Annotated in this window: 25 protein-coding genes; 12 read left to right on the plus strand and 13 right to left on the minus strand. The window is 44.9% G+C overall.

What is annotated here, in order from left to right:
- Positions 1-189: 189 nt before the first annotated feature.
- Positions 190-549, minus strand: a complete 360-nt coding sequence (locus ACT6PV_RS08850; protein ID WP_445116018.1) for a hypothetical protein — start codon at positions 547-549, stop codon at positions 190-192.
- A gap of 230 nt (positions 550-779) precedes the next feature.
- Here ACT6PV_RS08850 and ACT6PV_RS08855 point away from each other — a divergent pair, with 230 nt between their 5' ends.
- The 3 genes from ACT6PV_RS08855 (at position 780) to ACT6PV_RS08865 (ending at position 2,175) form a co-directional block, all read left to right on the plus strand.
- Entirely contained in the window at positions 780-1,013 is a 234-nt protein-coding gene (locus ACT6PV_RS08855) for a hypothetical protein (protein ID WP_445116019.1), read from the plus strand.
- Positions 1,014-1,202: 189 nt separating this feature from the next.
- A complete protein-coding gene (locus tag ACT6PV_RS08860) occupies positions 1,203-1,583 on the plus strand; it encodes a DUF2750 domain-containing protein (RefSeq protein ID WP_445116020.1) in 381 nt (126 codons plus the stop codon).
- Between the two features lie 160 nt (positions 1,584-1,743).
- Positions 1,744-2,175 (plus strand): CBS domain-containing protein, encoded by a 432-nt coding sequence (locus tag ACT6PV_RS08865; protein ID WP_445116021.1) that lies wholly within the window; start codon positions 1,744-1,746, stop codon positions 2,173-2,175.
- 92 nt (positions 2,176-2,267) lie between these two features.
- Here ACT6PV_RS08865 and ACT6PV_RS08870 read toward each other — a convergent pair whose 3' ends face one another.
- From ACT6PV_RS08870 to ACT6PV_RS08915, 10 genes are all read right to left on the minus strand, one after another.
- Positions 2,268-3,455 carry a vWA domain-containing protein gene (locus tag ACT6PV_RS08870; RefSeq protein WP_445116022.1) on the minus strand — a complete coding sequence of 396 codons (1,188 nt, stop codon included), beginning with the start codon at positions 3,453-3,455 and terminating at the stop codon, positions 2,268-2,270.
- 216 nt (positions 3,456-3,671) lie between these two features.
- Complete coding sequence (locus ACT6PV_RS08875; RefSeq protein WP_445116023.1) at positions 3,672-4,385, minus strand: MgtC/SapB family protein; 714 nt, start codon at positions 4,383-4,385, stop codon at positions 3,672-3,674.
- 140 nt (positions 4,386-4,525) lie between these two features.
- Positions 4,526-5,188: a hypothetical protein gene (locus tag ACT6PV_RS08880; protein ID WP_445116024.1), complete on the minus strand. Its 663-nt coding sequence runs from the start codon at positions 5,186-5,188 to the stop codon at positions 4,526-4,528.
- 498 nt (positions 5,189-5,686) lie between these two features.
- Entirely contained in the window at positions 5,687-6,538 is an 852-nt protein-coding gene (locus tag ACT6PV_RS08885) for an AAA family ATPase (protein WP_445116025.1), read from the minus strand.
- A gap of 23 nt (positions 6,539-6,561) precedes the next feature.
- Positions 6,562-6,978 carry a hypothetical protein gene (locus ACT6PV_RS08890; RefSeq protein WP_445116026.1) on the minus strand — a complete coding sequence of 139 codons (417 nt, stop codon included), beginning with the start codon at positions 6,976-6,978 and terminating at the stop codon, positions 6,562-6,564.
- Positions 6,968-7,270: a YcgL domain-containing protein gene (locus tag ACT6PV_RS08895; protein ID WP_445116027.1), complete on the minus strand. Its 303-nt coding sequence runs from the start codon at positions 7,268-7,270 to the stop codon at positions 6,968-6,970. Before ACT6PV_RS08895 ends, ACT6PV_RS08890 begins: the two co-directional genes overlap by 11 nt.
- A gap of 113 nt (positions 7,271-7,383) precedes the next feature.
- Positions 7,384-8,526, minus strand: a complete 1,143-nt coding sequence (locus ACT6PV_RS08900; RefSeq protein WP_445116028.1) for a ribonuclease D — start codon at positions 8,524-8,526, stop codon at positions 7,384-7,386.
- A 314-nt stretch (positions 8,527-8,840) separates the two neighbouring features.
- Positions 8,841-9,437, minus strand: a complete 597-nt coding sequence (gene recR / locus ACT6PV_RS08905) for a recombination mediator RecR (RefSeq protein WP_445116029.1) — start codon at positions 9,435-9,437, stop codon at positions 8,841-8,843.
- Positions 9,438-9,450: 13 nt separating this feature from the next.
- Positions 9,451-9,780, minus strand: coding sequence for a YbaB/EbfC family nucleoid-associated protein (locus tag ACT6PV_RS08910; protein WP_445116030.1), 330 nt, complete (start codon positions 9,778-9,780; stop codon positions 9,451-9,453).
- Positions 9,781-9,800: 20 nt separating this feature from the next.
- Complete coding sequence (locus ACT6PV_RS08915; RefSeq protein WP_445116031.1) at positions 9,801-10,988, minus strand: O-succinylhomoserine sulfhydrylase; 1,188 nt, start codon at positions 10,986-10,988, stop codon at positions 9,801-9,803.
- Between the two features lie 139 nt (positions 10,989-11,127).
- On the opposite strand from ACT6PV_RS08915, the gene ACT6PV_RS08920 reads away from it, so the two are divergent.
- The 6 genes from ACT6PV_RS08920 (at position 11,128) to ppk1 (ending at position 17,591) form a co-directional block, all read left to right on the plus strand.
- A complete protein-coding gene (locus ACT6PV_RS08920; protein WP_445116032.1) occupies positions 11,128-12,219 on the plus strand; it encodes an alpha/beta fold hydrolase in 1,092 nt (363 codons plus the stop codon).
- Between the two features lie 48 nt (positions 12,220-12,267).
- Entirely contained in the window at positions 12,268-13,140 is an 873-nt protein-coding gene (locus ACT6PV_RS08925) for an NAD(P)-dependent oxidoreductase (RefSeq protein WP_445116033.1), read from the plus strand.
- A gap of 77 nt (positions 13,141-13,217) precedes the next feature.
- Positions 13,218-13,490 (plus strand): YARHG domain-containing protein, encoded by a 273-nt coding sequence (locus ACT6PV_RS08930; protein ID WP_445116034.1) that lies wholly within the window; start codon positions 13,218-13,220, stop codon positions 13,488-13,490.
- Positions 13,491-13,521: 31 nt separating this feature from the next.
- Complete coding sequence (locus ACT6PV_RS08935) at positions 13,522-13,935, plus strand: HIT family protein (RefSeq protein WP_445116035.1); 414 nt, start codon at positions 13,522-13,524, stop codon at positions 13,933-13,935.
- A gap of 269 nt (positions 13,936-14,204) precedes the next feature.
- Positions 14,205-15,272: a porin gene (locus ACT6PV_RS08940; RefSeq protein ID WP_445116036.1), complete on the plus strand. Its 1,068-nt coding sequence runs from the start codon at positions 14,205-14,207 to the stop codon at positions 15,270-15,272.
- Between the two features lie 240 nt (positions 15,273-15,512).
- Positions 15,513-17,591: a polyphosphate kinase 1 gene (gene ppk1, locus ACT6PV_RS08945; protein WP_445116037.1), complete on the plus strand. Its 2,079-nt coding sequence runs from the start codon at positions 15,513-15,515 to the stop codon at positions 17,589-17,591.
- 115 nt (positions 17,592-17,706) lie between these two features.
- Here the strand turns inward: ppk1 and ACT6PV_RS08950 are convergent, their stop codons facing one another.
- Positions 17,707-18,042, minus strand: a complete 336-nt coding sequence (locus tag ACT6PV_RS08950; protein WP_445116038.1) for a hypothetical protein — start codon at positions 18,040-18,042, stop codon at positions 17,707-17,709.
- Between the two features lie 104 nt (positions 18,043-18,146).
- Between ACT6PV_RS08950 and ACT6PV_RS08955 the strand changes: the two genes are divergently transcribed.
- Positions 18,147-18,572 (plus strand): guanosine-3',5'-bis(diphosphate) 3'-pyrophosphohydrolase, encoded by a 426-nt coding sequence (locus tag ACT6PV_RS08955; RefSeq protein ID WP_445116039.1) that lies wholly within the window; start codon positions 18,147-18,149, stop codon positions 18,570-18,572.
- 86 nt (positions 18,573-18,658) lie between these two features.
- Positions 18,659-19,558: a LysR family transcriptional regulator gene (locus ACT6PV_RS08960; protein ID WP_445116040.1), complete on the plus strand. Its 900-nt coding sequence runs from the start codon at positions 18,659-18,661 to the stop codon at positions 19,556-19,558.
- A 129-nt stretch (positions 19,559-19,687) separates the two neighbouring features.
- Here ACT6PV_RS08960 and ACT6PV_RS08965 read toward each other — a convergent pair whose 3' ends face one another.
- Complete coding sequence (locus ACT6PV_RS08965) at positions 19,688-20,341, minus strand: IS1595-like element ISAbe5 family transposase (protein ID WP_445117078.1); 654 nt, start codon at positions 20,339-20,341, stop codon at positions 19,688-19,690.
- A gap of 112 nt (positions 20,342-20,453) precedes the next feature.
- Here ACT6PV_RS08965 and trmA point away from each other — a divergent pair, with 112 nt between their 5' ends.
- Positions 20,454-21,539 (plus strand): tRNA (uridine(54)-C5)-methyltransferase TrmA, encoded by a 1,086-nt coding sequence (gene trmA, locus ACT6PV_RS08970; protein WP_445116041.1) that lies wholly within the window; start codon positions 20,454-20,456, stop codon positions 21,537-21,539.
- Positions 21,540-21,675 lie beyond the last annotated feature (136 nt).

The raw sequence follows: 21,675 nt of genomic DNA on the forward strand, positions 1-21,675 counted from the left end.
AGCCCTGATCATCTGGTTCTGATCATCCGTCCTGATAAAACAGTTTCGATAATACAGTCCATCGGTTCACGGCGGACTGTATTTCAGACTGTGCTCAGAACAGGGGATGCTTCAAGCCACTGCGCCAGCCTGAATCAATTGACTTAAATGAATTGACCTGCTCAAATCAATTCATCCGTGCAGAGTAGCTTAACTGACAATAGCGCGGATCACGGCAAAATACAGAATTGCGGCAATGATCATCAGCGACAGAAATACTGCAAAAATGCTGACACCGCTTTCAGCATGCATCGGATGCAGGTCATCGTCATCAGCAATGCGTTTCAGTTCACCATCGTAAATCCGGTAAAATGCCTGTTTTTGCTCCAAAGGCAAGGTCCGGGTAAAATCAAAAACCCGCTTGCGCTGAGCCAGACAGAAATCGCCCAAATGGACTTCCTGATGAAAAACGGCCTGGTCCAGTTGTTTACGGTGATATTGCGCCAGTGTGATAATCTGGGCCTCCACCGGTGGGATGTCAAAATTGAATCCATCTATTGTGTCTGTCATCCTGATCTTCCTTTTTTAATATTTGTTATATTGATTCTAATAAAAATAATTTCCGCTTAATGTTTAATCATGTAATCATGCACACTGATGATTCGCCTTAGATATAGCTTGACAAGTGGAACGATTTGTAATATTAGTGAAACACTATTGCATTAGTTTAGTTTAAAAGGTCGATTTTGGCCAGACGATAATGTCAATGTAGCAATCATAATTACAATAAGGAGTTTTATATGATTACGCAATTCTCTCATCATGACTTAGAGCATGTATATGCAAGTGCTGTGAATACCATTCAATCTGAAATGAATTTCGCAGAAGCGGTTAAACAGCTTGAAGAAGCAGCCCGTGCCGGCCATGGCAAAGCTGCAATGTTTCTGGCTGAGCTGTATTATCAGGGTTTCCGTGTAGAACGCGATTCACTCAAAGCCCAGTACTGGCAAAAGATGGCCACCATGCAAGCATAAGCAAACGTCACTCAGGTGGCGTTTTTTATGGGCATGACTTTTTACACATCACATTGTCAGATCCGCTGTTTACTGTTCCTGCCTTCATTTAAATAATTTCTTACGATTTCATCGCAAGCCGAAACTGTATTTTAAAAATAAAGCGCTAAGATAGTCGTGAGATTAATGAAATTGTATTTGTGACCGGCCATGAAAAATTATACCCGTCTTCAGCCCGTATCCAGGGATTTTATCCTGCAAATTTCGATTCTGAAAACAATGATGTACTGTGGTGTGCTGTGGGGACTTTATCATCAGGGATGGGCCATTACTTCAGACCAGAGTGGTCATATCTTTCCGTTCTGGTTTAATTCAGTTCAGGCCTATCAATACGCGCAACTCCACTGGCCACACTATACGCCACGAAAAATTACTCCAGCCGATTTTGAAGAGTCGCTGTTACCGACTCTGACCAGGTTCAACGTCTCACCGGTTTTGTATAATGCATCAACCCGAAAGTTCAGGCTTTCCACCCCACAGATGCGTCATTTCTTTTTTAATCCGCCACAGATACAGGCTGCCGCCATCTGATTCAAATCAGTGTCATGTTACTGCGCTAAAACACTGTTCAAGTGAACAATAAATCACTTTGTAACTAAAAAGTATTTGCTTTCTCTAAAAATATAGCTAATTTAAAAGTTGTGCAGTTACCCACCCAGACAAAAGTTAAGGTAAGGAAGGAAGAATAACGATGACCACAGTCGCACAAGTGATTCAGGATAAATCCGGTCAGGAAATCTATACCATTTCACCCACTGCAACAGTGCTTGAAGCCATTACCCTCATGGCCAGTAAAGGAATTGGTGCTGTTGTTGTCACAGAAGGCAATCAGGTCACGGGCATTCTTTCTGAACGTGATTACACACGTAAAATTGCGCTGATGCAGCGTACCTCAGACCATACCACTGTGGCAGAGATCATGACTTCCAGGGTCATTTCCGTCACTCGCAACCATACTGTGGATGAATGCCTGGAACTAATGACAGACCGACATTTACGACATTTACCCGTACTGGAAGATGACAGTCTGATTGGCCTGGTGTCAATTGGTGATCTGGTCAAGGCAGCGATGGAAGAACAAAAAAGACTGATAGAACAATTGCAGCAATATATTTCCGGTTAAACCAGACTGCACAAAAAAACCTCCTGACACGAGGTTTCCATACCACTACCGCACTTTATAAAAGCAATCAGCTCAACGCATACGGTCCCGCCTTAGCGGGACAGGTATCGGGTCATATCTTCAATTCCTTTCAGACTCATCGGGTACATATGCTGTTCAAATAGTTGCTGAATCGCTGCAATGGTCTGAATATAATGCCAATGCTCCTGCTCTTCAGGATTCAGCCATGCCGTTTTTTCAAAATGATTACGCAGTCGTTTCAGCCATACTTCCCCGGCTTCATCATTCATATATTCCACAGAACCGGCAACCGATTTCAATTCATAAGGTGCCATACTGGCATCCCCCACCACAATGACCCGGTAATCCCGGGCATAGGTATTGAATAAATCCCAGGTGTCCATACGGCTGGTTGAACGACGATGATTATCCTTCCACACATAATCATAAAGACAGTTATGAAAATAAAAATATTCCAGGGTTTTAAATTCGGTTTTTGCTGCACTGAATAATTTTTCACACTGGGCAATGTGTGCATCCATCGATCCACCCACATCAAACAACATCAGTACTTTAATACGATTACGCCGCTCAGGCACCATCTGTACATCCAGTATACCCTGCCTGGCCGTTTCCTGAATGGTGCCATGAATATCCAGTTCCTCAGCAGCACCCTGACGGGCAAATTTACGCAAGCGCCGCAATGCCATCTGCATCTGACGGGTGCCCAGGATTTGTTCGTCATCCAGATTTTTATATTTGCGTTGTTCCCAGACCTTTACCGCAGAACGCTTACGAGCCGGCCCGCCAATCCGGACACCTTCGGGATGGTCACCAAAAGCACCGAATGGAGAAGTCCCACCGGTACCGATCATACGGTTTCCGCCCTGATGTTTTTTATGCTGCTCACGTAAGCGCTCTTCCAGCATTTTCATCAGTTCCTCGAGGGAGCCCGCCTTTAATAATTCAGCCCGCTGCTCAGGTGTCAGGTGCTTTTCAAGCAGTTCCAGATCAAACCAGTCTTTTGGCAGCTGATGAACCTGTTTCAGCAGATCATCCACATCAAAACTCTGAATACCGTCAAAGTATTCCTTCATGGCCCGGTCAAATTTGTCAAAGAACCTTTCATCCTTGACCATCACGGTTTTGACAAGCTGATAGAACTCATCCTGATCTGCAAATACCAGGCCGTCAGCGACAGCCCGGTTTAAATCGATTAACTCACGGGTTGTCACGGGTATGCCATATTTTCTCAGGGTATAAAACAACCGTACAAACATGAATTAATATCCTTGGTAACATCATTATCTTATATTAAATCAACAATCCCAGGTCATCAGGTCCAATATCAAAAAACATCATTTTCAGCCTGATGGCTGACATTATCCGGGATTGAAAAATCCCGGTAAAGCAAAAGCCCTGACTGATGCGTCCTTTCCAGTGCAGTGCACCCGGATTGATGACCTGAATTCCCTGGTCCTGCTTTTGGGACCAGATCAGTTCATGGTATTTTTATCCCAGTAGGCATATCTGACCGATGGAATGTGGTTCAATAGTTCAATAATATGATTCATGACCCGGGCTTCGATGGACGTTGCGATCAGCGTCGCTTCAATTTGTACATCCTGTTCACCGAATGGTTCGACATCAATATCCTTGGGCGGATAATTATGTTGTCTCAGTGCCTGATTCAGCTGCTCCATCACCCGCTGACTCTCCAGTCGGTCACATACAATATAAATCACATTCAACAGCTCGGCTTCGTCATCCAGTGGTCTGCGTTCAATCACATGTACAATCGGGCGTAATAAAGTATTTGCTGCCAGGATAAACACCGTTGCCAGAACCGCCTCCAGTAACAGATCAGCCCCCGCCGCCGCACCGATTGCAGCTGAACACCATAATGTCGCAGCAGTATTCAGCCCCTGAATATTGCCTTCCTGCCGCATGATCACCCCGGCACCCAGAAAACCAATACCTGAGACCACATAGGCAATCACACGGACCGCCCCATCGGTTCCATGCAGGGTCAGGGCAATATCTACAAATATGGCGGCGCCCAATGCCACCAGTACATTGGTCCGCAGACCGGCTGTCCGTTGTCTGTATTGTCTTTCAAAGCCGATCAGCCCGCCCAGTATAAAGGCCACAACTAAACTGATCAATGTATCAAGAAAATTATCCAGCTGGATGTTATTTAAAAATTTCATTCTGGTTTACTCCCATTCAGTATGACTGATATGGTCAATCCTGTCTGATCCCGTCACAGTGATGGTAATTTCCATCAGACTGAACAGCAGTATGATGTCCTGATCTGTGCGGGAGTTCATCAAAAATGCAATTATGCGATTTAAAAGACCGCTGTTGTCCAGCTCAGCCCCATGCCGACCCAGGAGCTGGTATCTGCCTGTAACTCCCGGCCATAAGCCGCATAGAGGTTTAATTTTTCCGGAATGACCTGAATATGCAGGACACTTTGCACAGCGGTATGACCTGGCGCCGTTTTATAGACTTCAAGACTAAAATGGTGCGCTGCCGACAAGGGGAGAGTTCCGGCAAGTGCCCAGGTCACCTGATCATCATCATGCAGATGCTTAAGCCCCAGATTGGCATCCACCTGCACCCCATGGATGTCATAGACAGATACCGGCAGATTAAACTGCCACTCATCAGGCCGATCCGACTGTACCGGCTGATAAAACACACTTCCGGCAACGCCCACATGACCATTGTCATAAAATGGACGCTTCAGCTGAAAGGCGTAACTCTGGCTGCCATCATCATAGGCAAGTGGCACACTGACTTCCACCGTACCGATATTGCAGGCCGGGCTGAAGAGGACCTGCTGTGCCTTTTTTTGATAAACCTGATGTAATTCAAGCTGACAATGCTTGTCTTCAACAATGCCGGCATCATCTGTATTCATCAATGGCAATGCATAGGCCATACATCCTGAAAATGTCAGAAACAGCAGAACGGCATAAAATAACGTTGTAAATACAAAAGAATGCATCCGCTTCTCCTCGTAACTGAGGCGGAATATGACCAAAGTGAGCCGATATCATTACTATCAGGCATGACAGTATGATGAATGAACAATGTATTTAATCTGATTTCCGAATTTATGCCGTCTCATTGCAAGATGGCATCCCCCTTAAGTGATGTCGATCCTGCTCAACTGAATAAATCGGTATATTTAAACCAATTAAACCTCGAACAATATCCCACCTGGGGTCTCCGCTACTAAAATTTGCGCTAATTATATATAAAAAAAACATCTAAACAACATCTATTTTTTAAATTAACTCAGCATTCCGAATGATCGGCATCCCTCACCCTTCAGCTTATAAGGCTTTGCAGGACCCCATACCCTCCATCATCAACTGATTTGATGCTGATCTGATCAGAGCAAACACCTGAATGATCGGGCTGAATCTGACCAGGGAACCGGATTGCTAAAAAAATCATCCGCACAGGGATGATTTTCTGATCAATACACGGCAAACCAATTTTAACGACGTGACATAAACGCCAGCCGTTCAAGCAGCTGCACATCCTGTTCATTCTTAATCAGTGCACCATATAACGGAGGAATCGCCCTGGATTTATCATGACTGCGCAGGATATCTTCAGGCATATCATCTGCCATCAACAGACTGAGCCAGTCAATCAACTCAGAAGTGGAAGGTAGCTTTTTCAGACCGGGCACCTGACGCAGTTTAAAGAATATCTGCAAGGCCTCACTGACCAGTGAGGTCGAGATATCCGGAAAATGTACGGCAATAATTTCCCGCATGGTCGCTTCATCCGGGAATTCAATATAATGAAAGAAACAACGGCGCAGAAAGGCATCCGGCAGTTCTTTTTCATTATTGGACGTAATAATTACAATGGGCCGTTGTGTTGCGGTGATGGTCTCACCGGTTTCGTATACATAAAATGACATCTTATCCAGTTCGTGCAACAGATCATTGGGGAACTCAATATCTGCCTTATCAATTTCATCAATCAGGAGTACACAGCGTTCATCCCCGGTAAAGGCTTCCCACAATTTCCCCGGCTTAATATAGTTTTTAATCTCATAAACCCGGTCATCGCCCAGCTGACTGTCACGTAGGCGTGATACTGCATCATACTCATACAGCCCCTGCTGGGCTTTGGTCGTGGACTTGATATGCCAGGTGATCAGTTTCAGGTTCAGACGCTGTGCAATCTGCTCTGCAAGCAGTGTTTTACCTGTACCCGGCTCCCCCTTGATCAGCAGTGGTTTCTGCAGCATGCGGGCCGCTTTAACGGCAAGTTTTAAACCATCCGTGGCAATATACTGTTCGGTACCGGTAAATTGTTGAGCATCAGCAGACATAAACGACCTTTATGTATCTTTATTTAAAGTGGTGAAATGGTTTCGGTTTCAGTCGTTTTCACTGAAACATGTTGAGTGGCTTTGTATCTGGACCAGAAATAACCGATCATCAGGCCAATTCCCATGACAAATGCTATTAAAGCAAGGTTTGACCAGATCAGCATGGAGTCATGCGTCAGCACACCAAAAAGCAACCCGAATGCAGCCGGCGCAATTTCAGAGTTGGGCCCTTCTGAAACAGTCGGTGTTGCCACCAAGGCAAAAATAATAATCCAGAGAATCCCACCCAGCGGGGAAGGTAAACGCCTGGCAATGCCATACCAGCACCATAGGATGATCAGCGCACCCAATCCATAAACGGCAATGGCAATATTGTTTTCTGGAATCGGATCCAGCAGCATTAAAAATTTTGACCAGATTCCTGTTTGATCATGCACCACGTAAACCCTCTGGTTCAACCGCATTCGGATTAATTAAACCGTCAGGCGGCATCTGAATAAAGAAACCCTTCGTTTGCAATGAGTCGATCACATGTAACACATTGACCCGTGCCAGTGGCCTCGATTCACTGAGTTCAAGATGCATCACAAATGTGGCCCGACCAAAGGCCACCCGCAATGGATCCGACAATACTGACAATGGATCTGCATGCTCATTTTCAGCATTGTCCGCGCGGGCAACATAAAGATACATTTCATCTTTTTTGCCCGATTTATAAATATCACAGTGCATTTTTAAAAACAGTACGTATCAAACCAGTCAACAGCATACAACAAAAAAACCGGCCGTACAGCTGTGTTTGTTTACTTCTGAGTCGTACTCTGCAACCTATGCACAGAAAATTTTCAATCCTGCACTTTCATCTGGGTGGACAGATAGCTGACATCCTTTTGCAACAACTGAATCAGTGGCCGGGTCAGCAGCTCATAGCGCCAGCCCAGTAAGCTACGGGGTAAATCCTGTTCATCCCCATGAAAAACCACATGCTGATATAAGGCATTCAGCCATTTTTTACGCATCAGCACTTCCCGGGGAACATTACAGCTTTGCACAGCGCTATCGATTAACTCATCCACATGCTGGGTCACATCCTGAGACGAATGACGGATCGGCCTGGCTATCCGCAGCGGCCAGGCCTGATCATCCGGCAGAAACCTCAGCAGATCCAGGATGATTTTACCATGTTCACGTACAATGCCCGGACGGATCCCCTTAACTTGTGAAAGCTGGAAGATATTTCCTGGATTTTTTTCCACCAGATCATGAATCGTGGCATTTTTCAGGATAAAACTGCGTGGCTGGTTCAGCGCCTTGACCATTTCTTCACGCCATACGCTCAGCTGCTGTAACTGCATCAACTGCCTGCGTGAATGACGATAATTGCCAATTTCAATAAATAGTTTTTCCTTCGGGGTTTCCTGTGCAATCTCAAAAGTCAGATTATTGCAGTCTTCAATCACACAGTCATATAGATTTTTCTCATGCAAAGCCGCTTTGAGCTGTTCCGCCAGCGACATGATATACAGCACATCATTTGCCGCATAATTCATCTGTTCCGCAGTCAGTGGCCGTGCAAGCCAGTCTGAACGGGTCTGATCTTTCTCAATATCAATATCCAGTACCTGTTTCAGAGCATTCTGATAGCTGACCTGCAAACCATAACCCAGAAACGACATGGCAATCTGGGTATCAAACACATTGCGCAGCGGTTTCTGTCCTGCATAATAATAAATCAGATCAATATCTTCACTGCAGGCATGAAAAATGTTCTGTTCGGCGGCAAAAATTTTTTGCCAGAAAGCAGACAGGTCCAGGCTCGTGCCATCCAGCAGAAATATCTGTCCTTCAATATTAATCTGAAAAATACCCAGCCTGGGCCAGAACGTATCGACTTTAATGAATTCCGTATCCAGGCCATAAACGGAGCTTTGATTCATAAGCTCAAGAACACGGTCAAGTCCGGTCTGTTGATGAATAAATTGAAACATGCGTATCTGAGTGAAAATGCTACATTTAAATAAAATAATATTTTATCTGAACATCAGTTCTTTAAATATAGAAATTTTAACTATCTCCTTATAAATAGATTTATGTCCATCAACATCAGAGATAGTCAATGACTGATAACCACAGTGGAACACCGACTGAGCATTCCGACTGAATCTGTATGGAAAAACATGGTTACTCCATACAGTTCCGATCACCATAACATATCAGACAGATGGCTTTGTATGGAAATATTAAGGGGGGTGCACACTCAGTTTTCGCGGTTGCAAACTGAAACGGAACGGCGCAACTGTACCTATTTCATACTCATCCGATTATGCAGCGCCTGACTCAGGGTATGACTGTCCACATATTCCAGCTCCCCACCCTGCGGCACGCCCTGGGCAATCCGGGTCATTTTCAGGGCCAGATGCCGGGTTGCCTCCACCACATAATGTGCAGTCGCCTGCCCCTCAACGGTTGCATTCATGGCGAGGATGACTTCCTCAATATGACCACTGCTTAAACGCTGGATCAGACCGGGAATTCCCACCTCTTCGGGGCCAATACCATCCAGCGGGGACAGATGCCCGCCCAGTACATGATATTTCCCCCGAAAACTGCCACTTTGTTCAATCGCCATAACATCGGCAGGTGACTCCACCACACAGATGACCTGCTCGTCACGTTCCGTGGAGGCACAAATATCACAAATGGCATTTTCGGTCAGTGAGTGACAAATTTCACATTCATGAATATAGGAGGTCGCCTCATTCAGCGCATGTGCCAGGCCAATGGCACCCTCCCGATTCTTCATGATCAGATGCAATGCCATGCGCTGGGCCGATTTCGGACCGACTCCCGGTAAAATCCGTAAAGCCAGTACAAGCTGATCAAAACGATCACTGAACACTTAAAATCATCCCTTAGAATAAACCTGATAAACCCGGTGGCAGGCCCATTCCGGCATTTGCACCTTTCATTTTTTCGTCTGAAATGACTTCTGCCTGACGTACGGCGTCATTGACTGCAGCAGCAATCAGGTCTTCAATCATCTCCGGGTCATCCTGAAGCAGTTCAGGATTCATTTCAATACGCTTTACCACATTACGACAGGTCATGGTCACTTTGACCAGACCACCACCCGCCTCTGCATGCACTTCGGTCTGCGCCAGCTCTTCCTTTATCTTTTTGACATTGCTTTCCATGTCCTTCTGCATACGCTGCGCTTGCTGCATTAACATATTAATGTTCATAAAACTCTCCAAAGCAAAATTTAAATTAAATCCAGACCACGACTCAGATCACGAATAATATCATCAATATCTTCCAGTCCCACGGAAACACGGATTAAACCTTCACTGATGCCCACAGCCTGTTTGGCTTCCGGGGAAAGTTTACCGTGGGTAGTCGTTGCCGGATGGGTAATGGTGGATTTTACATCACCAAGATTACCTGTAATTGAAATAAACTGAGTCTGGTCAATCACAGTCCAGGCAGCTTCACGCCCGCCCTTGACTTCAAATGAAACGATTCCGCCAAAACCACGCTGCTGACTGACGGCCAGTTCATGCCCGACATGTTCAGGCAATCCGGCATAATAGACTTTTTCAACACGCGCATGCCGGCTTAAATATTCTGCCAGTTTCTGTGCATTTTCAGAATGTGCCTTCATCCGCAGACTCAGGGTTTCCAGACCTTTTAAAAACACCCAGGCATTGAATGGACTCATGGTCGGGCCAGATGTCCTGACATAGACAAATACATCTTCCAGCAGCTGATGATTCCCCACAACGGCCCCTCCCAGCGCACGGCCCTGACCATCCAGATATTTGGTGGCAGAATATACAACCAGATCAGCACCGAACTGAAGCGGTTTCTGCAATACCGGCGTGCAGAAGCTGTTGTCAATGGCAAGCAGTGCGCCACCGGCATGTGCAATATCTGCAAGTGCCCGGATATCTGCAATTTCAGCCTGTGGATTGGAAGGTGACTCCACAAACAGTAATTTTGTTTCAGGACGAACTGCATTTTTCCAGGCATTCAGGTCAGTCAGGTCCACAAAATCCACGGCAACACCAAACTTAGCCACGTATTTTTCAAATAAAGCTACCGTCGAACCAAATACAGCACGCGAACAAATCACATGATCGCCTGTCTTTAAAAAGGACATGACCACAGCCATGATTGCAGCCATCCCGGAACTGGTTGCCACTGCACGTTCAGCACCTTCCATTGCCGCCAGGCGTTTTTCAAACATGGTCACAGTCGGATTGGTAAAACGGGCATAAATATTGCCGGCTTCCTGCCCGGAAAATTTTGCAGCCGCTTCTGCTGCATTTGCATAAACGAAGGAAGAGGTCAGAAAAATCGGTTCAGCATGCTCCCCTTCAAAGCTTCGGGTATGACCGGTCCTTATGGCTAAGGTATCCGGTTGGTATTCAATCTGGTCTTGCTGGCTCATGTTGTGATTCAGTCCAAAAACTGCCTGTGTAAACAATTGCCAACATTTTGATCGTCCCGGGTATTTCAGGTCAAGGTAAAATATCAAATTATCGCTTAGACTTTACATAAGCCCCTATGGAATGATTCGAAGACTATTTATGGAACAAATTAAAAATAAATGGCCAAGCCATAAAGTCAGACTAAAAAATCTGTCTGCACGTATTTTCAATGGCAAATCACTGGTCTTATCTGAAATGACTGCCTATGAAGTCATTGATCGGCAACAGCAGACCCAGATCAGATACTATGCTGCATCTGAAAAAAAATACCGGGAACCACTGGTTTTTATTGCTCCCCTTGCCATCAATATGGCCATTTATGATTTGTATCCCTATCGCTCCTTAATCAGGTATTTTACTGATCAGGGTTTTGATGCCTATTTAATTGACTGGGGCAAACTGGATTACCGGCATCGCTTTCTGAATTTTCTCAATTTTATTGATGAAGCCATTCCCCGTGCAATTGACAGCATCCGCCGGCATGCAGGAACTGAACAGATTTCCCTGCACGGATGGAGCCTGGCCGGTATACTGGCCCTGTTGTATACTGCGCGCCACCAACCCACTGCCGTCAGAAACCTGATCATATTGGGCAGCCCCATTGACAGTTATCAGTCTGGCAATATTGGTCAACTGAGTCAGAAAATAAATGAATATCTTGCACGCCATCCAAAATTACAGCATGCCATTTATAACGGACAGATTTCCGAAAAGCTCCTGCATACACCAGGTATTGTAAATTCCATCGGGTTTAAGATTCTGGATCCAAGAGGATGGTATGAAGGCCACAAACATTTACTGCAGCACCTGGATGACCAGAAATTACTGCACGAACATGCGACACTGGGGCATTTTCTCAACAACATGGTTGATTATCCCGGTGCAGTCAATCAGGATATGCTATTGAATGTATGGTTGCAGAACCCCTTAAAGCATGGCGCCATCCAGCTGAGTGATCAAAAAATTGATTTAAAGAACATCAGCTGTCCCCTGTTGATTGGTGCAGGCCGCAGTGACCAGATGGTGACTGCAGCTGCTGTCAGACCATTGACCGAACTGACCGGCAGTAGCGATGTGACCTTTACGCTGATTCCAGGCGGGCACCTGGGCCTGATGTCCAGCCAGAAAAGCGCTGACGAATTCTGGCCGGTACTGGCCCGGTGGCTCAGTGAGCGTTCCTCTCCACAATAAACACGACGTACCACAACACAATAAACATGACATATTTAAGGTGATTGTATGACCCTGACAGTTGCATTTCTCGGCCTGGGCGCAATGGGCTATCGTATGGCAGCTCATTTACCTGCACATTTCAGCACGGTTTATGTCTGGAATCGCAACTTTAATAAAGCCACACAGCATGCCGATGAATTCGGGACAACGGCTGTGAGTCTGCAACAGGCCGTACAGGCAGATATCATTTTTTCCTGTCTGCCCACCAGTCAGCAGGTCGATGAGATTCTGAGTCAGGTCACTGTCAAACCCGGCACAGTCTGGGTGGACTGTACCAGCGGTGTACCGGAGTCTGCACGCTTACAGGCCCGGCAGCTGACACAGCAAAATGCGTATTTCCTGGATGCGCCAGTCAGTGGACAAACCGCTGGTGCTGAAAACGCAAGCCTAACCTTTATGGTCGGTGGTCAGCATGAAGCATTCCAGCGTGCCCTGCCAGCCATGCAGGCCATGGGCACGCTGATTAAACATGTTGGAGATTCAGGCAGTGGTTTTGCAGTAAAAGCAGTCAATAATATGATGCTGGCCATACATCTCTGTGCAGCCGCTGAAGGCTTTACCACCTTAAAGGCACATGGCGTCAATATCACCGAAGCACTGGATTGCATTAATGCATCCAGCGGTAAAAGTGGTGTGACTGAAAGTGTGTTGCCACAGCGTATTTTAAATCGAAGCTTTCCCCTGACTTTCGCACTCGCCCTACTGGCCAAGGATACCGGCATCGCTGTTGACCTGATCAGGGAAGCGCATATTTCTGCACCCGTCACAGTCCTGACACAAAGTTTAATTCAGGCCGCCAGTGACCTTGCCGGCCCGGACCATGATTTTTCCGCAGCGGTAAAAATGTACGAATCATGGAGCAAAATTACATTAGAATAATTTTTCGCCATTGTATTCGGGGTATTGCGCTATATAATGCCTTACAAGACAATTTAATGTCAGTTTGAGGTCATCTCATGAATAAATTTGCCGTCGCTTTATTTTCAATGATATCCGCTCTGACCGCAGTACATGTTTCCGCTGCTGATCCTGCTCAGGAATGCAAAAAGTTGCAGGATGACAGCAATCTGATCTATGCTGCCCGGGGCTTTTGCTTTAAAGACCCTGAAAGTAAAGCCAGATATGGAAACGAAAACTGCTTTACCAGCAAGCCGAAATTTTCAGAGAAAGAACAGCAGCGTCTTGATGAAATCAAGACCCGCCAGAAAGAGCTGAACTGTAAATCATAATATTTAATGCACGCCAGTGAAGGACATAATCATGGCTTACGATGACCAGAATATATTTGCAAGAATTTTAAGGGGTGAACTCCCGGCGACCAAAGTCTATGAAGATGATCAGGTCCTTGCATTTATGGATATCATGCCGCAGGCCGATGGTCATACCCTGGTAATTCCTAAAACCCCGGCAGTCACCCTGCTTGATTTACCACCGGAGGCTGCAGCCTATACCATACAAGTGGTTCAGAAAATTGCCCGGGCAATTGAAACCGGATTGGGTGCAAAAGGTCTTGTACTGATGCAGCTATCAGGCGTTTCCGCAGGACAGACTGTGCCACATGTCCACTTCCACCTGATTCCAGGGTCTGTGCATGAGCTTGGAAGACATGCCGCCCAGATGGGTGATATGGAAAGAATCAAAGCCATCGCTGAAAAGATTAAAGCAGCACTTTAAAATTTCTCTGTACAAACTTTAACCCCCCATACACACCTGAATGAGGCAACTGCCTCATTTTTTGTGTTTGCATAAACATAATTCAAAACTTTCTGAGATATCCGTCACTTACGATTCATAAAACTGTCATTTTACTTTCACCCAACTGTAACAAAGTTTACAGATACTGCATGCAAGTTAGTAAGTTCTGTAATTTTTTGTTCGGAGCTTGCTGCATAAAAAAGTGAAACAGGCATATGCCATTTTGAACATGTTTTGGAGAAATCTCAATGAAAAAAGTGCTACTCGCTGCAGCAGTTGCATCACTTGGCTTAAGCGCAGCGCAAGCAGCGCCTACATTGTATGGTAAACTCAACGTTTCTTTGAACCAGGTAGATAATATTAATAACGCTGGTAACAAGGAGACACAATTAAACTCAAATGCTTCACGTATTGGGGTTAAAGGGGAAGAAAAGTTAACAGATAAAGTAAGCGTTGTATATTTGGCAGAATGGGGCTTTGCTGCTGATGGTTCAGGTTCAGACTCAGAATGGAGTGCACGTAACCGTTTTCTTGGTCTGAAATTTGCCAATATTGGTACACTGAAAGCCGGTAAATACGATTCTTACTTCAAAACTGCGGCAGGTAAATATCAGGACATCTATAACGATGATACAAACCTGGATATTACCAGAACCATGTATGGTAAAGAACGTCTGAATAACACTATTGGTTTTGAAACAGATAAAAATCTGATCATTCCGGGCCTGCAATTTAACATCCAGGCACAAACGGGTGAAGCATCAACAACTGATCCAGTAACTGGTGCTACAGGTGATGACAGCAAACGTGACGGTTTAGACTCTGTTTCCACATCTCTGACCTATGAAAATAAAGACTATGGTTTTGCCGCCGGTATTGCAGGTAACTTTGGTATTCAGGGTACCTATAACGGTTTAGATTCTGCACCCCGGTATTATTCTGATGCATTCCGCCTTACAGGTTCTGTTGATTTAACTCAAATTGGTGCAGATGGTCTGGTATTCGGTGCATTATATCAACATGCTGAGCCTACAGATGATGTTGCAGCCTATACAGACCTTGAAGAAAAAGCATGGTTAATCTCAGCTACTTATAGCATTCCAAGTACACCCTGGGCATTAAAAGCTCAATACCAGTCTGCAAAAACTGAGTGGACTAATAATGATCGTAAACTTGATCAGTACGGTGTTGGTGTTGATTACAACTTCAACAAACAGGCACGTTTCTATGGTGTTCTTGCTCAGCAGAAGCGTGACTGGTACTCAGACAATGACAAGAAAACTGTGGTTGGTTTAGGTATGGAATATAACTTCTAATCTGAAATCAATGCTTCACACTACAAAGTACACGCAGCTGCGTGTACTTTTTTAATGTCTGAATTTCAACTCCACTCACTTCACGTCAGCTACTAAGCTATTAAAAAATAAAATATTCTTAAAATTTAAGATTTTTAACATAGAATCATTCATAATTCATGATCAATGTAACCACCATGTCATACAGACCACTTACCATGCCTCCAGGGTCCTCATTGACGGTAAATAAAGATACAGACCATGCCTGCTTCCAATGATTTTCAGCACAGCTCCGATACTTACATCAACCGCGAAATTTCCCTGCTTGAGTTTCATAAGCGGGTTTTGGCTCAGGCAAAGGATGCCAGCCATCCCCTGCTGGAACGGCTGAATTTTCTCATTATATTTTCCCGAAATTTAGATGAATTTTTTGAAATCCGTGTTGCAGGGCTTATGAAGCAGATTGATTTCAATACCATTACCACTGCACCAGACGGGATTCCCAACGAAGTCATTATTCAGCAAATCGCAGAAAATGCACATCAGGCAGTTGAGGAACAGTATCAGATACTCAACCATACCCTGCTGCCACAATTACAGAATTATGGTGTCTGCTTTATCCAGTACCACGACATTCTGGATCAGCATAAGGACTGGATTAAAAACTACTTTTTTAAACAGGTCCAGCCGGTCGTCACCCCCATCAGCCTGGACCCATCCCATCCCTTCCCGCGACTGGTCAATAAAAGCCTGAATTTTATTGTCACACTCGAAGGCAAGGATGCTTTTGGCCGTCAGATTGAACTGGCCATTGTGCCGGCTCCCCGCTCACTGCCAAGAGTCGTACGGCTCCCCGATGAATTAAGTGGTGGTCAACAACATTACATTTTACTGTCCGCCATTATTCAGCAGCATATTGATGATCTGTTCCCCGGGATGAGTGCAACCGGGTGTTATCAGTTCAGGGTAACCCGTAATGCCGATTTAACCCTGGCTACAGATGTGGATGATTTAGCCGTGGCGCTGAAGGATGAATTGTCATCACGCCGTTTTGGACGTGCAGTCCGGCTTGAAGTCGCAGCCAACTGTCCGGACAGTATCAGCCGGCATTTACTGGAGCAGTTTGATCTGGATCCCATCCATCTCTATCAGGTTGAGGGGCCAGTGAATCTGGCACGTTTATTTGCAGATTTTGATATTCCTGAGCTACGTTTTAAACCCTGGCAGCCTGTGATTCCCAAAGCACTGAGAAATCCACATCAGATTTTTGAGGTGTTAAGCAAACAGGATATTTTATTGCACCATCCTTTCGACTCTTTTAAGCCCGTGATCAATTTATTAAAGGAAGCGGCAAACGATCCGAATGTGCTGGCCATTAAACAGACCCTTTACCGCAGTGGCCCAGACTCTGAAATTGTACAGGTGCTGGCAGAAGCTGCCCGTAATGGCAAGGAAGTAACCGCCATTATTGAATTACGGGCCCGCTTTGATGAAGAGTCGAATATTATTGTGGCCAATCTGTTGCAGGAAGCCGGTGCAGTGGTGGTTTATGGCATCGTCGGTTATAAAACCCATGCAAAAATGATTCTAGTGGTCCGGCGTGAAGGGGATAAACTGAAGCGCTATGTTCACCTCGGCACCGGAAATTATCATGCCGGCAATGCGAAAATTTATACTGATTATGGCCTGCTGACGACCAATCCCGACGTCTGTGAAGATGTTCATAAAATCTTTCAGGAGCTGACCGGTATGGGACGCATGGCGAAACTAAAAAAACTGTTCCATGCACCCTTTACTCTGCACACCCAGTTACTACAGATGATTGAACAGGAAATCACGCATGCAAAGGCCGGTAAAAAAGCAAAAATCATTATTAAGGTCAACGCCCTGACTGAACCCAAACTGATTGCCGCACTGTACAAAGCTTCTCAGGCTGGCGTTAAAATTGAGCTGATTATTCGTTCAATCTGTTGCTTACGGCCACAGGTTGCCGGCCTTTCTGAAAATATTCAGGTACGCTCCATTGTCGGCCGCTTCCTGGAGCATACCCGTGTGTACTATTTCCATAATAATGGTGAAGAAAACTTATATTGTGCCAGTGCAGACTGGATGGGCCGCAATCTGTTTTCCCGCGTGGAAACCTGTTTTCCCATAGAAGATAAAAAACTGCGTCAGCAGATTATTGACAATGGTTTACTCAGTTATTTAAAGGACAATATGCGCGCCTGGGAATTAAATGCCAGTGACCAGTGGCAGCCGATTTCACCGCGGGGTAAAGAGGCGCCGTATATGGCACAGCAATATCTGATGGAGCAGAAAAGCATTGTTCCTACCGCATAAACCAAACCGGAATACAGCAATGGGGATCAGATACTGTTAAGCCCAGTAAATCTTAATGGCCGCCCTTTTTGTTCTGGGGAAATAATATTCTGGACGTCAGACAACGGCGTGAAAGCTACATAACTTCCCTGGCAGACAGTCCCACATAGCGTTGCAGATCTGCAACACCCAACGCTGAGCTGTAAACCACATAATCGGCATAATCTGCGCTGGAAATTTCATGAAAAACATCAATATTGTCATCATTCGCATGGATGTCATCCACTGAGCGCTGCATAGTGGCTTCATAAACATGCGATATGTATTCAAAACCCAGATCAATGGCAATAAACAGGGTATGTGTGCAGGGCTGAATATATTGCTCCTGATTCCAGTCAAGAACATCCTGATGACAGTAAGGGCATGTTACATTTGCTTGATTATTTTCAAGCTGAATCAGTTGAAAAGACATCTTCTCTGGAACAGAATAAAACCACAGTGTAAACGAGTTTTGCTGCTTTTAAAAATCCGTTTGCAGCCCGTAAGAACTGAACGTTCCGGTCAAATAAGGAAATTATGCCAAATATCGAAAAAGCGATTGCCCTGGCAGCCAGAAAACATAGTGGACAGACTGACAAAGGCGATCAACCCTATATCTTCCACCTATTACGCGTTATGCTCAAGATGAAAACTCCGGAACAGCAAATTGTTGCTGTTTTGCATGACATTCTTGAAGATACCGATACCACCGTGGTCGATCTGATCTCCCTGGGGTTCAGCCAGGACGTGATTGACGCCATACAGATACTGACCAGGAAAGAAGGTGAATCACGCATTCAAGCCGCCTATAGGGCGGTTAAAAACCCTGTGGCCCGTGCAGTCAAACTGGCAGATGTAACAGACAATATGGATCTCTCACGGATCCCGCACCCGTCAGCCAGGGACCTGATTCGACTTGAGGAATACCGGCATGTCCAGCAGATTCTTTTAACGGATGCTTAAGCACTGAAAATAAAACAATCTGTAAATTGACAATATGCAACGATTTACCTTAAAAATACAGCATTGCTGCATTAATGGAATGTTTTATGCTGTCTGATTTAGATGATTTTTATTGTTTTGCACTGGTAGTTGAGCATGGGGGATTCAGTGCAGCGGAACGGGCAACTGACATTCCAAAATCAAAATTAAGCCGTCGTGTTTATAATCTTGAAGAAAACCTGGGGGTTCGGCTGATTCAGCGCAGCTCCCGGCATTTTGCCGTCACTGAAATTGGCATGAATATTTATCAGCATGCTCAGGTGATGATGAATGCAGCACAGTCGGCACATGATTTAGTGGATCATCTGAGGGAAAAACCACGTGGGGTGATTAAGATCAGTCTGCCGGTTTCCATCGCACAGAACGAAATGGCCCGCATACTTCCAAATTTTTTAAAAACCTATCCTGAAATTAAAGTTCAGTTGCTGGTCAGCAATCGCCGTGTTGATATTATCAATGAAGGTTTTGATATCGCCTTGCGGGTCCGGGAAAACCTGGATGAAGATCCCAGCCTGGTCCTCAGAAAATTTGAAAGCATTGAACAGCATCTATTTGCCAGTCAAGCCTATTTAAATGAATTCGGTATGCTGAAACAGCCTGAGGATTTATCTGCACACCGCATTCTGAGTATGGGAGATGAGCACCTGGATCAGATGTTAATTCTGCACGATCAGAACCGGCAGCAGAAAAAAATCCGGATCAATCCGATTGTCATGGGTTCTGATCTGATGATGCTGGCCGCATTGGCAAGCCAGCATTGCGGTATTACCCTGCTGACTAACTCAATCGCCAATGATTATATTCAGACTGGTGAACTGGTGCGGGTGCTTCCCGAATGGACAGCGCCACATGGTATTTTCCATGCAGTCTATCCATCACGACGCGGGTTACTCCCCGCTGTACGAATATTCATTGATTACCTGGTGGAGCATCTCACCAGACGTTAGAATCCATGTCCTGAAAAAATCATGCACTGATCCCGGTCATACAGTCTGTCTGTGACAGCCTCCATTACAAACAGATTGGTTGGTCGGCATGTACTGAATATTAAATTTAGGGGCTGTACTAGATAAGGTTTAAATTCCAGTCCAAAATCGCAAAACTTTCAATTGTTGTTTTGGGCTTCCATAGTTAAATCTAAACTCGCATTCTTTCAAAAACAAGGGAAATGATTCCTTCGGAATACCATTATATTTTCGCAGTATTCTTTTCGCTTGATTCCAAAAATTTTCGATCCCATTAATATGATTTTTCCCATTTGCAAAGTGAGTAGAATGATTAATTCTATGATGGCAGAACCCCGCAACATCCAAAGCATTGTAACTACGCCATTGATCAGTATAGACGATGCTATCAGGTGTTATTTTCTTTGCAATTACAGGCATTAAGGTACTGGATTTAGTGTCTGGAACAACAACGGTATAGACCTTTCCATTACGCTTTAATAATCCAAAAACTATCATTTTATCAGCAGCACCACGACCACGCTTACCTTTGCGAGTGCCGCCAAAATAGCTTTCATCTAACTCAATCTCACCATCAAATATTTCGAGAGCTTCCATCTCTAAATAATAAGCAATAATTTTACGAACTTTAGTAAAGAAAAGAGCAGCCGAATTATGATGAATTTCTAATAAATCAGCAGCAGCTCTTGCAGTTACACCGAGCACGAAAAACTCCAGCAACTTTAATTGAGTTTTCTTATTTAATTTACAATTGGTTAGCTTCATTTTCATAGATTAGCACATTGCTAATCTAGTACAGCCCCAAAATTTATTTTGTCCATTGCCTGCAATCTTTGATACCATCGCTGCTGCTCTGTCCCAATGTTCCTGATTTTCTATGACACTTTCCTACCAGCAACAGCTTAAAGCCAAAATTGACCGGATTCATCAGCAGTTTTCTGAGTTTCATTTACCTGCGCTGGAGGTTTTTGACTCTCCGGAACAGCATTTCCGCATGCGGGCAGAGTTCCGTATCTGGCATACGGAAGATGACATGTTCTATGCCATGTTTGAACGTCAGCCAGACGGTCAGCAAAAAACCGTCATTCGTATTGATGAGTTTCCCATTGCCGACCAGCAAATTAACCGGTTAATGCCGGTATTATTGTCCGCATTAAAAGCAGACCCGATACTGGGCAAACGTTTATTTGAAGTGCATTTCCTGGCCACGCTGAAAGGGGAAATGCTGGTTTCACTGATCTATCACCGCAGACTGGAACCGGACTGGACACCTGCTGCACAGCAGCTGGCACAACAGCTGAATATTCAATTGATTGGCCGCAGCCGTGGCCAGAAATTCGTATTGGGCAATGAATTTGTCATTGAGGAATTACAGGTATCCGGCCACAGATTTCAATATAAACAAATTGAAAGCAGCTTTACCCAGCCCAATGCTCAGGTTTGTCAGAAAATGCTGGAATGGGCCTGTGCTGCCGCAGAAGGCTCCAGCGGTGATCTGCTTGAGCTTTACTGTGGAAATGGTAATTTTACCCTGCCCCTGTCACTGAAATTCAATCGTGTGCTGGCCACTGAACTGGCAAAATCATCCGTCTATGCCGCACAATGGAATATTGAACAGAATCAGATCAGCAATATTCAGGTGGCAAGGCTTTCAGCAGAAGAGTTTACCCAGGCGTATCAGGGAGAACGTGAATTCCGCCGGCTACAGGAAGCAAAAATCGATATCCGGGACTATACATTTGATACCGTCTTTGTCGATCCACCCCGTGCCGGAATTGATGATGACACCCTAAAACTACTGCAGGGTTTTCAGCGCATCATTTATATTTCATGCAACCCGGACACACTGTATGACAATCTGAAAGTCCTGCTGCAAACGCACAGCATTCAGAAATTTGCCTTATTCGATCAGTTCCCCTATACCCATCATGTGGAAACCGGAATTTTACTGGAAAAAATTTAAACAATTTATTTCAGACTCAGTCCGGGCTGTTTTATGCACGACCTGCTGATATCCGTATTTTAATCATGTAAATGATGTAGTTAAATTGATCTGGAATTTAAACTGATGATTGCATCATCCAACTGGACTGAAATCA

The organism is Acinetobacter sp. WZC-1 (assembly GCF_052544965.1).